We start from the raw sequence: 13,269 nt of genomic DNA, 5'->3' as shown, positions 1-13,269 counted from the left end.
CCCGACCGCCACGGTCCGGCCCCAGGCCCCCGTCACCTCTCGCCCCCGGGGCCGGTGGCAGAAGCGGGGCACGGCGAACCCCACCGCAACCCGCCGCCCACGGTCCGGCGCTCCAGGCGGCCGCCACTCCTCGTCCCGCCACCGGCTGCGGAAGCGGGGCGCGGCGAACCTCCACCGCAACCCGCCGCCTGTCCGCCCGCCATCTCCTCCCGGGACCCTCGCCCCCCCATCCCGCCACCGGCGGTCGAAGCGGGGCGAGCCCTACCGCAACCCGCCGCCCACGGTCCGGCGCTCCGCCACCGGCAGCAGAAGCGGGGCACGGCGACCCTCCACCGCACCCCGCTTTCGCCCGTCACGTCAGCCCGGTGCCACCGCCCGGCCGGTCTGCGGCGAGATCATCCCCGCGCACAGGCCCTTGCCCGCCAGTGTCTGCGCGATCCGCGGGATCGCCGCCAGCGTGTTCGCCGGCCACTCGTGCATCAGGATGACCTGCCCGTTCGTCAACCGGGCGTTGGCCTGCACTATCGCGTCCGTGCTGGCGCCGTTCCAGTCCTGCGAGTCGACGTCCCAGATGACCTGCGTCAGCCCGTACTTCGCCTCGACCGACTGCACCGTCGCGTTCGTCTCCCCGTACGGCGGCCGGAACAACCTCGGCGTGCCACCGCCCGCGGCCGCGATCGCCTGCTGCGTCCGCGAGATCTCCGAGTCGACCTGCGCCTGGCTCTCCTGCACCAGGTGCGGGTGCGTGTAGCTGTGGTTGCCGATCCACATGCCCGCCGCCGCCTCGGCCCGCACCTGCGCCGGATAGGCCGCCGCGTACTGGCCCTCGTTGAACACCGTCGCCCGCAGCCCGTTCTGCTTCAACGCGTTGAGCAGCGCCGGGGTGTGGTCGTTGGAAGGACCGTCGTCGAAGGTGAGTCCCACGTACCCGCTGCACGGCGCAGCCTGCGCGAAACCGGTACCGGTGACCACGGCGGAAGCGGCCACCACGGCGGCGATCGCCATTCTTGTCATACGCATGCGGAAACTCCTCAATTCACCGTGATGTTGGAATTCCCGCTGCTCTGATAACCCTCGGTGGCGAGGATCATGTAATAGTTGAAACTGCCCAGGGGCATTCCCGCGCGGGCCCACGCGTCGAAGTGGTTTCCGGTCGTGATCGTGCCGCCGGTGCGCTTCGACTGCCGCACGCTCCAGTACTGGTTGAACGTCTTCGTGCCCTCGACCGACGGCGCGTTGTACCGCGTGGTCTCGTAGATGTCGTACGTGCCGCCGTCGCTGGTGACCGTGCCCTTGTACGTTCCCGTGGGCCGGTAGGTGCCCCAGTTGTCGACGATGTAGTACTCCACCAGCGGGTTCGACGTCCACCCGTACAGCGAGAGGTAACCGTTGCCGGACGGGTTGAAGCTGCCCGAGTAGCTCACCGTCCGGCGGCCGCCGTTGCTCCACCCCTTGCCCGCCACGAAGTTCCCGCAGTTGGTCCACGACGTGCGGTAGTTCCCGCCCGACCCCAGTGTCATGGAGACCGAACCGCCGCCGTCGGTCCAGAACGAGTAGTAGTAACCGTTGTTCGTGCCGGTCTGGCTGGTGGTGATGGTGGTGTCCGCATAAGCCGTCGGCGCGGCCGCCACGACCGCGGCGCAGAACAGTCCGAGCAGCGCTCGGCGGCGGATTTTCGTCAGAGCCATGAAATTCTTCCTCCTCGTGAACGGTGGCACGAGAACTGGCGGAGAAAGTATGGCGGGAATTTTCGACCCGTGTCAACCACGTATTTCGAAAGTTTTCGGTGCGAAATCTTTCGAACGGATTCAGGGTGTGCCGTGTAGCCGGCTCGCCCCGGTGCGGATGGCGTCGGACAGGGCGGCCGTCGGCCCCTGCAACGCGGCCCGCCGCGCGCGGAGCACGAACTCGACCTCACCCGGATCGGGCAGCCCGTGCCCTGGCGGCAGTTCCACGAGCCCCGCCGGTACGAGGCTGCGCGCGAACACCGCCACCCCCAGCCCGGCGAGCGCCGCCGCGCGCAGACCGTTGAGGCTGCCGCTCGTGCACCCGATCCGCCAGCGTTTCCCGTTGCGCTGCAAGGCTTCCAGCGCGCGGGCGCGCGTGATGCTCGGCGGCGGGTAGACGATCAGCGGCACCGGCTCGGCCGGGTCCAGTGCCACGCCCTCGCGGCCGACCCACACCAGCGGCTCCGTCCACAGTGCACCGGCTGCGTCCTCGCCCGCCTGCCGCTTGCCCAGCACCAGGTCCAGTTCGCCCGACCGCAGCTGTTCGTGCAGCACCCCGGACAGCGCGACCGTCAGCTCCAGGTCCACCAGCGGGTGCGAGCGGCGGAACTCGGCGAGGATCTCCGGCAGCGGTCCCGCGACGAAGTCCTCCGACGCGCCGAAACGCACCCGGCCACGCAGCTCGGCGCCTGTGAAATAGCTCATAGCGCGGTCGATCGTGTCGATCACGTTCGCCGCGAAACCGAGCATCGCTTCGCCGTCCGGAGTGAGCTCCACGGAATGCGTGTCGCGCACGAACAGCTGTTGTGTGCTGGCCTGTTCGAGCTTGCGTATGTGCTGGCTGACGGTGGACTGGCGGAGTCCGAGCCGCTGCGCCGCCCGCGTGAAGCTGCGGGTTTCCGCGACCACGAGGAACGTCTTGAGCCACACCGGATCCAGCACCGCGCCACCGTATATCACGTTTCGTGATAACAGTTATGGCGGCAATCATACTTCACAATCGGAGCGGGAAAACGCAGGATCGGGGTATCCCAGTCAGGTGAAAGGACCATTCATGCGTGGGGCGGCGCTGCTCGCGAAAACCCGGATCGACCCGTTCATCCTCGGCATCCTCGCCGCGGTCGGGGTCGCGGCGCTGCTGCCCGCGCGTGGTTCCGGCGCCGACGTCGCGTCGGTGGTCAGCTCGGTCGGCGTCGGCGCGCTGTTCTTCCTCTACGGCGCGCGACTGTCCACAGCGGAGGCGCTCGCCGGGCTGAGGCACTGGCGCCTGCACGTGACGATCCTGCTCGCCACCTTCGTGCTGTTCCCGCTGCTGGGCCTGGCCACGAGGCTGCTGGAGTCCAGCGTGCTCACGCCCACCCTGGTCGCCGGCGTGATCTTCCTGTGCGCGCTGCCGTCCACGGTGAACTCGTCCATCGCGTTCACCTCGATCGCCCGCGGCAACGTCGCGGCGGCCATCTGCAGCGCCTCGTTCTCCAGCCTCATCGGCATCGTGCTCACCCCGCTGCTGGTGGGCCTGCTGCTGCACACCACCGGCAACGGCTTCTCGCTGCACTCGGTGACCTCGATCCTGCTGCAGCTGCTGGTGCCGTTCGTCGCGGGCCAGCTCGCCCGCCGCTGGATCGGCGGCTGGCTCACCCGGCACAAGAAGGTGCTGGGCCGCGCCGACCGCGGCGTCATCCTCATCGTCGTCTACACGGCGTTCAGCGAGGGCGTCGTCGCCGGGATCTGGCACCAGCTGAGCTGGCTGTCGCTGGTCGCGCTGCTGGCGGTGAACCTGCTGGTGTTCTTCGCGGTGTTCGCCGTGCTGAGGTTCCTCACCCCGCGCCTGGGCTTCGACCGCGAGGACCGGATCGCCATCATCTTCTGCGGGTCGAAGAAGAGCCTGGCCAGCGGCCTGCCGATGGCCACCGTCCTGTTCCCCGCGCACGCGGTCGGCCTCGTCGTACTGCCGCTGATGCTGTTCCACCAGGCGCAGCTGATGATCTGCGCGGTGCTGGCCCGCCGCTGGGGTGCGCAGCAACCGGCGCGCGAACTCGCCCCTAGTCAAGCTTGAGTCAGGACATATGTCGCGATGGGGTCGCGCCATTAGGATGACCGGTATGAAATCGGTGGTCGAACGGTTGCGGGGCGAGGGCCCGGTGTTCTCGGTGGAGTTCTTCCCGCCGCGTGACGCCGCCGACGAGGCCGTCCTGTGGCGCTCCATCCGCGAGCTGGAGGCGCTGGACCCGGCGTACATGTCCATCACCTACGGCGCGGGCGGGTCGAGCCGCGACGGCACGATCCGCAACATCGCCCGCGTCGCCACCGAGACCACGCTGGTGCCGATGGCGCACCTCACGGCGGTCAACCACTCGGTGGCCGAGCTGCGCAACGTCATCGGCTGGTACGCGGCCGTCGGCGTGCGCAACATCCTCGCGCTGCGTGGCGACCCGCCGGGCGACCCGTACGGCGAGTGGGTGCCGCATCCGGAGGGCCTCAACTACGCCGAGGAGCTGGTCGAGCTCGTCCGTTCGCTGGGTGACTTCTGCGTGGGCGTGTCGGCGTTCCCGTACGGCCACCCCCGCTCGCCGGACCTCGCGAGCGACACGAAGTACCTCGTGCGCAAGTTCCGGGCCGGTGCCCAGTTCGCCATCGCGCAGCTGTTCTTCGAGCCCGAGGACTTCCTGCGGCTGCGCGACCGCGTCGCCGCCGCGGGCTGCGACGCGATGCTGATCCCGGGCGTGATGCCGCTGACCACCCCGCGCACGCTCAAGACCACGATCAAGCTGTCCGGCGCCTCGTGCCCGCAATGGCTGCTCGACCGGCTGGGCCCGCTGGAGAGCGACCCGAAGGCGTTCCGCGCCGAGGGGCTGGACGTGGTCACCGAGCTGTGCGAGCGGCTCATCGCCGAGGGCGTGCCCGACCTGCACTTCTACACGTTCAACCGGTCGAAGGCCACGCGTGAGGTCGTGCAGCGGCTCGGCCTGGTGCCCGTGCGGGCGTGAAAACCGCCTTGCCACGAGCGGGTAAGTTGCCTGCATGGCTTCTGTGCACGAGATCTGCGACCGGTTCGTCGACGATTTCGCGGCGGCACACCCCGTCGCCGCGACGGAGCTGGGGATTCCCGGCTACGACGACCAGCTGACGGACTACTCGCCGGAGGGCCACGCCGCCCGCGCGGCGCTGTCCCGGCGGGCGCTGGACGAGATCCGCCGCGCGGAGGCCACCGACCCGGCGGAGCGCTCGGCCAAGGCCGTGTTCACCGAGCGCGTGGGGCTGGACCTGGAGATCTCCGAGGCCGGGCTCGACCTCGCGGCGCTCAACGTCATCGCGAGCCCGGTGCAGGACCTGCGCATGGTGTTCGACCTCATGCCGACCGACACCGAGGAGCAGTGGGCGACCATCGCCGCGCGCCTGGCGAAGGTGCCCGGCGCGGTCGACGGGATCCGCGCGTCCCTGCTCGCCGCGGCCGAGGCCGGGAACACCGCGGCGCTGCGGCAGGTCACGAAGGTCGCCGAGCAGGCCGAGACGTGGGCGGGCCTGAGCGGGGACAAGGGGTTCTTCGAGAACCTCGTCGCGAACGGGCCGGAGGTGCTGCGTGCCGACCTCGACCGCGGGGCGCGCGCGGCGCAGGAGGCGTACGCCGAACTGGCCGGGTTCCTGCGCGCGGAGCTGGCGCCGAAGGCCCGCGTGAAGGACGCCGTCGGCGAGCACGCGTACCGCCTGTGGTCGCGCTACTTCACCGGCGCGGCGCTCGACCCGCGTGAGGCCTACGAGTGGGGCTGGGGCGAGTTCTCCCGCCTGGAAGCGGAAATGCGGGAGGTCGCGGCCCGCATCAAGCCCGGCGCGACGCTCCACGAGACCGCCGAAGCCCTCGACGCCGACCCGAAGTACCGCGTGCACGGGCGCAGGCAGTTCGAGCAGTGGATGCAGCGGCTGTCCGACACGGCGCTGAACGAGCTGCGCGGCAAGCACTTCGACATCCCCGACGAGGTGATGGCGCTGGAGTGCCGGATCGCGCCTCCCGGTGGCGGCGCGGGCGCGTACTACACCGGCCCCAGCGAGGACTTCTCTCGCCCGGGTCAAATGTGGTGGTCCCTGCCGCCGGGCCGCGAGGAGTTCTCCACGTGGCGTGAGGTCAGCACCGTCTACCACGAGGGCGTGCCGGGCCACCACCTGCAGATCGCGACCGCGGTGTACGAGCGCTCACTCAACCGGTTCCAGCGCATGCTCGCGTTCACGTCGGGGCACGGCGAGGGCTGGGCGCTCTACGCCGAACGGCTGATGCAGGACCTCGGCTACCTCTCCGACGACGGCGAGCTGTTCGGGATGCTGTCGGAGCAGCTGTTCCGCGCCGGCCGCGTGCTCGTCGACTTCGGGATGCACCTGGAGCTGGAGATCCCGAAGGGCACGGGGTTCCACGAGGGTGAGCGGTGGACGCCGGAACTGGGGCTGGAGTTCATGCTCACACGCACCATCACCGACCCGCCCCTGGTGCACGACGAGATCGACCGCTACCTCGGCTGGCCCGGCCAGGCCCCGGCGTACAAGCTGGGCGAGCGGCTGTGGCTGGAGGCCCGCGAGGACGCCCGCCGCCGCCAGGGCGCCGCCTTCGACATCAAGGACTTCCACACGAAGGCCCTCCGCCTCGGTGGTATGGGCCTCGACACCCTCCGCCAGCAATTGAACGAACTGGACTGAAAGCCTCCGAGGTTCTCGGCCTGCGTAGCGGTGCGGGTAGCGGAACCTGAGGCGGCCTCTCACTCCGGGATCGCCTCCTCATGACCGCCAGGTCACCACGGAGGCGCTGTCCTCGCGAGAGGCCGCCTCAGAACCCGCGGCGGTGCCGATTGACGGCCCACGGCAATCGGCTCCGCCGCTTCTGAAAGAAGAAACGAGGTTGACATGCATCGCATCTACCGCGTCACCCCACCGCCCCGCGCCTAGCGGGGCGGAACACTCGCACGTCTTTCGCCCCGCGTCGGTGTCCCTGACTCTTCGACGCTGGAGCGTTTTCCCATGTCTTCACCCGTTGCCGCGCCCGCGCGTGGCCGGTCCGCGTTCGCGCTGATCCTCGCCGGTCTCCTGTGGGGGACCGGCGGCCTGTCCGGTTCCCTGCTGGCCGCGAAGGCCGGGCTGCACGCCCTGCCGGTCGCTGCCTACCGGCTGCTCCTCGGCGGCAGCTGCACCGTCCTGCTGTTGCTCCTCACCGGCCGTCGTCCACAGTGGACAGCCGCGGTGGTGCGGCGGCTGCTCGTCGCTGGGGCACTGCTGGCGCAGTTCCAGGCGTGCTACTTCGCCGCGGTCACGCTCACGTCGGTCAGCATCGCCACGATGGTCACCATCGGCAGCGTGCCGCTGTTCGTCGCGCTCGCCACCGCCGTGGTGCGCCGCCGCCTGCCCGCTCCCGCCACGCTGGTCTCGATGGCCGCCGCGGTGGCCGGGCTGGTGCTGCTCACCTGGTCGCCCGAAGGCGTCGGCAGCGGCGCGCGGCTGCTCGCCGGAGTGGCGATCGCGCTCGTGGCCGGCGCCGGGTTCGCCGTCGTCACGCTGGTGATCCGGCGGCCGGTCGAGGGCCTCGACTCGTTCGGCACCACGGCGTTCGGCCTGCTCATCGGTGGAATCCTGCTGCTGCCGCTCGGGCTCGCGTCGGGCATGGCGCTGCCGCTGCGGCCCGACGTGCTCGCGGTCGCGCTGTACCTCGGCGTCGTGCCCACTGGCGTCGCCTACGGCGCGTACTTCCTGGCGCTGCGCACGGCGGCACCCGTCGTGGCGGCGTTGTCCGCGCTGCTCGAACCGCTGACCGCGGCGGTGCTGTCGGCGTTCCTGCTGCACGAGCAGCTGGGAGTCGCGGGCTGGACCGGTGCCGCCCTGCTGGTGACCGCCCTCGCGGTCAGCTACCTGCGGAACTGACCGCCGCGCCCGGGGGTTCGAGCGGCAGGGCGCGGCCCAGGATCGCGAACGGCCGCGGGTCGCCGGCGAAGTGGTAGTCGCGCAGGACGTCGACGAACCCGACCCGCCGGTACAGCTTCCAGGCCCGGCTCGGGCCCTCGGGCGTGGACAGCAGCACGTGCCGGTTCGGCACGCCGTCGAGCAGCCGCCGCAACAGCGTCTCGCCGATGCCGCCGGCCTGGTTGCGCGGCCGCACGTGGATCTCGGTGAGCTCGAAGTAGTCGCCGAGCCACTGCCCGGCCGCTTCCTCGCCGGCGGTGTTCACGAGCCCGCGGCGCACCTGCTCGTGCCACCACTGGCCCGGGTTGCCGCGGTAGCCGTAGGCGACGCCGAGCAGCGTCCCCTCGGCGTCGAGGGCCGCGAAGCAACGCCAGCCGTCGCGCAGCGCGTGCGTCAGCCACATCGGCGCGCGCTGCTCGGCGGTGCCGGGCGGATACCGCATCGCCTCGACGTAGATGGCCAGCGCCTCGCGGAGGCGACCGCGGAACTCGTCGGCGGTCAGGGGTACGAACTGGGTCGACACCGTGGTCATGTACCCACTCCCGCGGGGCGTCCGCCGGTCAGCGCCACCAGATCGGCGAACGTGGTCGGGAACACCGACTTCGCGTGCCCGGCGGCCGCCCAGATCACGGGGTACCGCTCGAGTGCGGTGTCCACGACCGTGGGAATCGGCTGGGGGTGTCCGACCGGTGCGACACCGCCGATGACCTGCCCGGTGTGCTCCTTGACGAACGCCGGGTCCGCCTTCTCGACGGACGTGGCGCCGACCAGTTCCGCGAGCCGCACGGTGTCCGCGCGGTGGGCCCCGGAGGTCAGCGACAGCAGTGGTTCAGTCCGGTCGGGGAAGACCGCCTTGAAGATCAGGCTGTTCGCGATCGCGCCTACCTCGATACCGAGCGCCTCGGCGGCCTGCGCCGCCGTGCGCGCTTCGGAGGGGAGAATGCGGATCCCCTGCGCGGCGTCGTGCCTGCCCGCCTCCGCCAGCGCGGCGGCGACCTTGGCGACGGCCGGGTGGTCCAGGCTGCTCATACCGATATGAGATCACGGACCGTCCGGCCGGGCCGACGCTGTATCCCCTCTCACCCGGAGTGACACCGGGCCGGTGGGCCTGGGACGGCGGACCGGCCCGGTGTGACGCCCTCCTGGTCGCCTCCGGATCCGGCGGAGTTCCTCGCCTCCGCCGATCGGGTGACTACCAAACGCGAGGCCGATCTCGGAAATTCCGTGCCGCCCCAACTCGTGCTCGCGCAATTGATGGAATCGGGTGAACTGGAGCGGCTCCTGATGCCGACGGGGCGCCGGGGCTGGTTCTCGGTTACCCGACGAGCTCGCCGGCAGACCTGGAAGAGGGAATAGCGACGCCCGGTTCGGTGCTGAGAGAAAGGACGTTCCGTCACCGGATCAGGACTTGAACGAACACGTGTTCGAAGTTAGGCTGGAACTTGCTCGAACACAGGTTCGACACCCGGTGGAGCGCTCGCCGGTGCGGTGCCTGGCGCAGGGGCGGGGGAAGCGTCTCGGTGCCGGGCACCGCAACCACCAGCAAGAACAGGGAGGGGCAATGTCCATTGCCACCGTCGCGGGGCGTGACGGCGCCCGGCAGCACGCGCTGCCGCTGCCGGTGCGCCCGCCCGCAGCGCCTGCCGCCGTGGCTCTGCTGAACGAGGCCCAGCACGGTCTCGCCGAGGCCGAGCACGCCACGGACCCGGTTTCCAAGTTCGTCACCTCCTACCTGGCCGCCCTGCGTGGTGGCGCCGCGGTGCTGGCCGCGCGCGGTCGCCCGCACCGGGGCCGGGCGCGCCCGGCCAGCGTGTGGGTGTTGCTCGAAGCGGCCGCGCCGGAGCTGGCCGAGTGGTCGGCGTACTTCGCGGCCAACTCCGCCGCGCGCGCCGCCGCGCAGGCCGGGATCACGCGGCGCATCACCGAGGAGTCGGCGGCGGAGCTGTGCCGTCAGGCCGGGCTGTTCCTGGAGCTGGCCGACCGGGTGGTGCACCCGCGGCCGGAAGCCGCCCGGCAGTGCGCCGCGCCGCCCCGGCGGCAGAAGGCCCAGCGCGGCTGATGGCCGGTCAAGCCCTGATCGACCACGGCCGGTTCCTCGACGCGCTCGGGGTCGAGGTGGAGCTGCTGCTCGGCGCGTCGCGTTCGGCGCCCGGTGACACCCCGGTCCCCACCTGTCCGGGGTTCACCATCGGCGAGGTGGTCCGCCATGTCGGCGGGGTGTATCGCACCGCGACGGCGTGGATCACCCAGGGGCGCGCGCCCCGGGAGTGGCAACGGTTTCCGGAGCCGGGGCAGTCCACTGAGGACTACCTGCGGACGGGCCTCGCGGAGCTGCTGGCGGAGCTGACGACGCACGACGCGGAGGCGTATGCCGCGAGCTGGTGGCCTGCCGACAGGACGTACGGCTTCTGGTCGCGGCGCATGGCACACGAGACGACGATCCACCGGTGGGACGTGGTGAACGCGGCGGGCGAACCGGAGCGCGAGATCGCGGAGGACTTCGCGATCGACGGCATCGACGAGGTGCTGGCGGTGTGGTTCGGCCAGCGGCTGCCGATGCTCGGCCTGTCCGGCACCACGAGGAAGTCGGTGGCGGTCCACAGCGGCGGCCACCACTGGATAGCCAGGGCGGGCCCCGGGGTGACGGAGGCGTGGCGCTGCTCTGCGGCGGAAGCCGCCAGAGCGGACGGCGCCGTCTCGGCCCCACCGGTAGCGATGTACCTGTGGATGTGGGGCCGAAACGACCACCGGCAAGTGGAGTGGTCACGCGATGAGGACGCCATCGGCCAGCTGTGGGCGCTGTTGCGCCTCGCAACGAAGTAACCCCCAGTCCGACGCGTGGGGAAGCGTTGTCGGGAAGGGGTTCCCGGTGGAGCGGTGTGGTGCCGGGGCGGCGCGGCCCCGGCACCACGGTCTTCGTTCGCGTGGACCCACTGCTCCGGGCGATGGCGACGGCGGCGCTGTGGCGCCGCCGTTTCCGCCGTATGGCCGCCACCTTTCCGGGTGCGGCTGGTGGTGCGTGGCTGTGGCGCCGCCGTTTTCGTCGTGGGGGCTGCCGCTGTTCGGGCGGGGCTGGTGGTGGTGCGGTGCCGGCGCCACGGTTTTGTTCGTGTAGCCACCACCTTTCCGGGTGCGGCTGGTGGTGCGCGGCTGTAGTGCCGCCGTTTTCGTCGTGAGGGCCGCATCTGTCCGGGCGAAGCTGGTGGTGCGGGGCTGTAGTGCCGCCCTTACCATCGTGGGCTGCCGCTGTTCGGGCAGGGCTGGTGGTGGTGTGGTTCCGGCGCCGCCGTTTGGTCGTGTAGCCACCACCTTTCGGGGTGCGGCTGGTGGTGGGGGGCTGTGGCGCCGCCGTTTCCGCCGTGTGGGCCGCTACCGCCGGGCGCGGCGGCGTGACTGGGGCGGTGCGGTGCCGGTACCGCCGTTTTCGCCCCGCGGGCCATCACCACGTCCGGCGTGGCGATGCGGCTGGTGGCGGTGCAGCTTGGCGCCGCCGTTTCCTCGCGCGGCCGTTCCGCTCATGGTGGCGAAGCCGGTGGTGGTGCGGTTCCGACGCCCGCCGCTTATCGTGCGGGCCGTTACCGTTCCGCGCGTGGCGGTGACGCGGCTGGCGGGGTGCAGTCCGGTACCACCGTTTCCGCCGCACGGCCCGCTACCGTTCCGGGTATGGCGACGAGACTGGTGGCGGTGCAGATCGAGGCGGAGCGGCCAGCCGAGCTGGCCCGGTTCTGGGCGTCCCTGCTCGGCTGGGCGGCCGCGGAGCACGTCGTGCACCCACCGGCCTCCGACGGGAGCGACCTGGACCTCGTGTTCGTCGCCCAGCGCGGGCCGAAGACCACGAAGAACCGCCTGCACCTGGACCTCGCCAGCAGCTCGGCCGAGGACCAGCGCGCGAAGGTCGACACCGCGCTCGCGCTCGGTGCGCGGCCGGTGGACATCGGCCAGGGCGAAGTGCCGTGGGTGGTCCTCGCCGACCCCGCGGGCAACGAGTTCTGCGTCCTCGAACCACGCCCCGGCTACACCACCACGGAGTCGTTGGCCGCCATCGTCGTCGACTCGCTGGACCCGTTGGCACAGGCCACTTTCTGGACCACACACAGCGGCTGGCGGATCGCCGCCCGGGAACAGGTCATCGTCGGCCTGCGTGCCCCGACCGGTCGTGGCCCCTGGCTGGAGTTCCTGCGCACCGAGGAGCCGAAGCAGTCGCCGAACCGCATCCGCCTGGCCCTCGCCGGCGCCCCCGCCGGAAACAGCACGGACCCGGAGGGCAACGAGTTCATCCTGCTCGACCAGCCGTGAGGCCAGCACCTCACCGCCGCTTGAACGGCGTTCGTTTCGCCTGCATTGCTCGACCGCGCCGAACGCTGACACGGGTGAAACACGGACGTCCTCACGCGGCAACGTGCGGCGCCGATCGTGATGGAATGGAAATCGAGACCGTGACACCCCCGCGGATCGCGCCCTGGCTGCCGCCCGCCGAGGAGCGGACCGCCCCGGCCGCGTGGCGGCTGCGCATCCGGATGGCCGACCACCCCGGCATGCTCGCCCGGATCGCGATCCGGATGGCCGATCTCGAGTGCAACATCCTCGGCCTGACCGTGCTGCCCGTGCCGGGCGGGGTGCTCGACGAGGTGGTGGTCCGCCCCGCGACGGGGCTCACGAAGGAGCAACTGGTCCGCGCCATCCAGGACGAGGGCTGCGAATGCTCAGCGGTGGCCGACGCCGACGTGCACGAGCTGGTCGACGCCTCCGCAGCGACCCTGGTCGCCGCGAGCCGGGCCGTCGCCGATCCTGGTCGCTACGCCGACGTGCTGCGGGAGGTCCTCGCCGCGGACCTGGTGACCGTGGTCCCGCTCGCCGAAGCCAACCCGGGCCGCACCGAGGGCGGGCATCGCGCGGTGTTCACAGTGGACGGTGTGAGCGCGCTGGTCGCCCGCCGCCGGTGGGCGCCGTTCGTGCAGCTGGAACTCGCGCGCGCGGAGGCGCTGCTCGGCCTGCTGGACACCGTCCGCGCCGACGTGTCCCGCCCCGCGGTCGCAACCTGCGCCGACGGGACGTCGATCGTGCTGCGGCAGGGCCTGCCCGGCGACGCCGACGGTGTATTCGCCCTGCACGAACGCTGCTCGGCGGAGACGTTGTTCCACCGGTACCACACGGGAATGCGCACCGTGCCGCGCCGGTGGCTGCACCGGCTGCTGGTGCCGCCGCGGGGGATGAGCCTGCTCGCGGTGTGCGGCCGGGAGGTGATCGGGCTGGGGCAGCTCATCCCCGGCACCGGCGAGATCGCGGAGATCTCCCTACTCGTCGACGACGCGTGGCAACGCAAGGGTGTCGGCACGGCGCTCATGGCGCGCCTCGCGGTGATCGCCGCCGCGCGCGGCCACCGCCGCCTGATGGCGGTCTCCCTCCCCGGTCGCAACGGCATCCTCCGCACGGCCGTCCGCGCCGGGCTGGCCCCCGACCAGCCGGAGGAAGAGGGTCTGCTGCGCATCACCATCCCGCCGAACCTGCTGCCGCGCGTCCCGGGCGGCGCGTGAACGTCGGCGGAGCCCTGCGCGTGGCGGTCGCGTCGGGCTTCCCCGGCGCCTGCCGGGCGGTCGTGAGTTCGGGA

13 protein-coding genes are annotated in these 13,269 nt (G+C 71.5%); 8 read left to right on the top strand and 5 right to left on the bottom strand.

Translation table 11 applies throughout. The features are described 5' to 3' along the window. Positions 1-357: 357 nt before the first annotated feature. The 3 genes from FHX82_RS05050 to FHX82_RS05040 all read right to left on the bottom strand — a co-directional run bounded on the left by FHX82_RS05050 (position 358) and on the right by FHX82_RS05040 (position 2,669). Positions 358-1,020 carry a polysaccharide deacetylase family protein gene (locus FHX82_RS05050; protein WP_145937438.1) on the bottom strand — a complete coding sequence of 221 codons (663 nt, stop codon included), beginning with the start codon at positions 1,018-1,020 and terminating at the stop codon, positions 358-360. An 11-nt stretch (positions 1,021-1,031) separates the two neighbouring features. Continuing rightward, positions 1,032-1,688, bottom strand: coding sequence for an endo-1,4-beta-xylanase XynA (xynA, locus tag FHX82_RS05045; protein ID WP_145937439.1), 657 nt, complete (start codon positions 1,686-1,688; stop codon positions 1,032-1,034). 120 nt (positions 1,689-1,808) lie between these two features. Next, positions 1,809-2,669: a LysR family transcriptional regulator gene (locus FHX82_RS05040; protein WP_145937440.1), complete on the bottom strand. Its 861-nt coding sequence runs from the start codon at positions 2,667-2,669 to the stop codon at positions 1,809-1,811. Between the two features lie 112 nt (positions 2,670-2,781). Here FHX82_RS05040 and FHX82_RS05035 point away from each other — a divergent pair, with 112 nt between their 5' ends. The 4 genes from FHX82_RS05035 to FHX82_RS05020 all read left to right on the top strand — a co-directional run bounded on the left by FHX82_RS05035 (position 2,782) and on the right by FHX82_RS05020 (position 7,622). Continuing rightward, positions 2,782-3,783 (top strand): bile acid:sodium symporter family protein, encoded by a 1,002-nt coding sequence (locus tag FHX82_RS05035; RefSeq protein ID WP_145937441.1) that lies wholly within the window; start codon positions 2,782-2,784, stop codon positions 3,781-3,783. Between the two features lie 46 nt (positions 3,784-3,829). Beyond that, positions 3,830-4,714, top strand: a complete 885-nt coding sequence (locus FHX82_RS05030) for a methylenetetrahydrofolate reductase (protein ID WP_145937442.1) — start codon at positions 3,830-3,832, stop codon at positions 4,712-4,714. Positions 4,715-4,748: 34 nt separating this feature from the next. Beyond that, the gene (locus FHX82_RS05025) at positions 4,749-6,410 is read left to right on the top strand and encodes a DUF885 domain-containing protein (RefSeq protein ID WP_145937443.1); all 1,662 of its coding nucleotides are present in this window, start codon (positions 4,749-4,751) and stop codon (positions 6,408-6,410) included. 318 nt (positions 6,411-6,728) lie between these two features. Continuing rightward, positions 6,729-7,622, top strand: coding sequence for a DMT family transporter (locus tag FHX82_RS05020; RefSeq protein WP_145937444.1), 894 nt, complete (start codon positions 6,729-6,731; stop codon positions 7,620-7,622). Here FHX82_RS05020 and FHX82_RS05015 read toward each other — a convergent pair. Continuing rightward, entirely contained in the window at positions 7,603-8,193 is a 591-nt protein-coding gene (locus FHX82_RS05015) for a GNAT family N-acetyltransferase (protein ID WP_145937445.1), read from the bottom strand. The genes FHX82_RS05020 and FHX82_RS05015 overlap by 20 nt on opposite strands. After that, positions 8,190-8,690 (bottom strand): YbaK/EbsC family protein, encoded by a 501-nt coding sequence (locus FHX82_RS05010; protein ID WP_145937446.1) that lies wholly within the window; start codon positions 8,688-8,690, stop codon positions 8,190-8,192. The genes FHX82_RS05015 and FHX82_RS05010 overlap by 4 nt, the downstream gene beginning before the upstream one ends. Before the next feature lie 532 nt (positions 8,691-9,222). On the opposite strand from FHX82_RS05010, the gene FHX82_RS05005 reads away from it, so the two are divergent. The 4 genes from FHX82_RS05005 (at position 9,223) to FHX82_RS04990 (ending at position 13,195) form a co-directional block, all read left to right on the top strand. Beyond that, the gene (locus FHX82_RS05005; protein ID WP_145937448.1) at positions 9,223-9,720 is read left to right on the top strand and encodes an SAV_6107 family HEPN domain-containing protein; all 498 of its coding nucleotides are present in this window, start codon (positions 9,223-9,225) and stop codon (positions 9,718-9,720) included. Continuing rightward, on the top strand, positions 9,720-10,484 hold the full coding sequence (locus FHX82_RS05000) for a maleylpyruvate isomerase family mycothiol-dependent enzyme (protein WP_145937449.1): 765 nt from the start codon (positions 9,720-9,722) through the stop codon (positions 10,482-10,484). Before FHX82_RS05005 ends, FHX82_RS05000 begins: the two co-directional genes overlap by 1 nt. Positions 10,485-11,324: 840 nt before the next feature. Continuing rightward, complete coding sequence (locus FHX82_RS04995; protein WP_145937450.1) at positions 11,325-11,957, top strand: VOC family protein; 633 nt, start codon at positions 11,325-11,327, stop codon at positions 11,955-11,957. A 125-nt stretch (positions 11,958-12,082) separates the two neighbouring features. Further along, positions 12,083-13,195, top strand: a complete 1,113-nt coding sequence (locus FHX82_RS04990) for a GNAT family N-acetyltransferase (protein ID WP_145937451.1) — start codon at positions 12,083-12,085, stop codon at positions 13,193-13,195. Positions 13,196-13,269 lie beyond the last annotated feature (74 nt).

It is taken from the genome of Amycolatopsis bartoniae (assembly GCF_014191255.1).
GTDB classification, from domain to species: Bacteria; Actinomycetota; Actinomycetes; order Mycobacteriales; family Pseudonocardiaceae; genus Amycolatopsis_E; species Amycolatopsis_E bartoniae.
This window is presented reverse-complemented; position numbering and strand designations above follow the sequence as displayed.

What these genes read in the sequence shown, in the direction of transcription:
- FHX82_RS05050 (WP_145937438.1), bottom strand. Translation starts at nt 1,020, where the DNA reads ATGCGTATGACAAGAATGGCGATCGCCGCCGTGGTGGCCGCTTCCGCC.
- xynA (WP_145937439.1), bottom strand. Translation starts at nt 1,688, where the DNA reads ATGGCTCTGACGAAAATCCGCCGCCGAGCGCTGCTCGGACTGTTCTGC.
- FHX82_RS05035 (WP_145937441.1), top strand. Translation starts at nt 2,782, where the DNA reads ATGCGTGGGGCGGCGCTGCTCGCGAAAACCCGGATCGACCCGTTCATC.
- FHX82_RS05030 (WP_145937442.1), top strand. Translation starts at nt 3,830, where the DNA reads ATGAAATCGGTGGTCGAACGGTTGCGGGGCGAGGGCCCGGTGTTCTCG.
- FHX82_RS05025 (WP_145937443.1), top strand. Translation starts at nt 4,749, where the DNA reads ATGGCTTCTGTGCACGAGATCTGCGACCGGTTCGTCGACGATTTCGCG.
- FHX82_RS05020 (WP_145937444.1), top strand. Translation starts at nt 6,729, where the DNA reads ATGTCTTCACCCGTTGCCGCGCCCGCGCGTGGCCGGTCCGCGTTCGCG.
- FHX82_RS05015 (WP_145937445.1), bottom strand. Translation starts at nt 8,193, where the DNA reads ATGACCACGGTGTCGACCCAGTTCGTACCCCTGACCGCCGACGAGTTC.
- FHX82_RS05010 (WP_145937446.1), bottom strand. Translation starts at nt 8,690, where the DNA reads ATGAGCAGCCTGGACCACCCGGCCGTCGCCAAGGTCGCCGCCGCGCTG.
- FHX82_RS05005 (WP_145937448.1), top strand. Translation starts at nt 9,223, where the DNA reads ATGTCCATTGCCACCGTCGCGGGGCGTGACGGCGCCCGGCAGCACGCG.
- FHX82_RS05000 (WP_145937449.1), top strand. Translation starts at nt 9,720, where the DNA reads ATGGCCGGTCAAGCCCTGATCGACCACGGCCGGTTCCTCGACGCGCTC.
- FHX82_RS04995 (WP_145937450.1), top strand. Translation starts at nt 11,325, where the DNA reads ATGGCGACGAGACTGGTGGCGGTGCAGATCGAGGCGGAGCGGCCAGCC.
- FHX82_RS04990 (WP_145937451.1), top strand. Translation starts at nt 12,083, where the DNA reads ATGGAAATCGAGACCGTGACACCCCCGCGGATCGCGCCCTGGCTGCCG.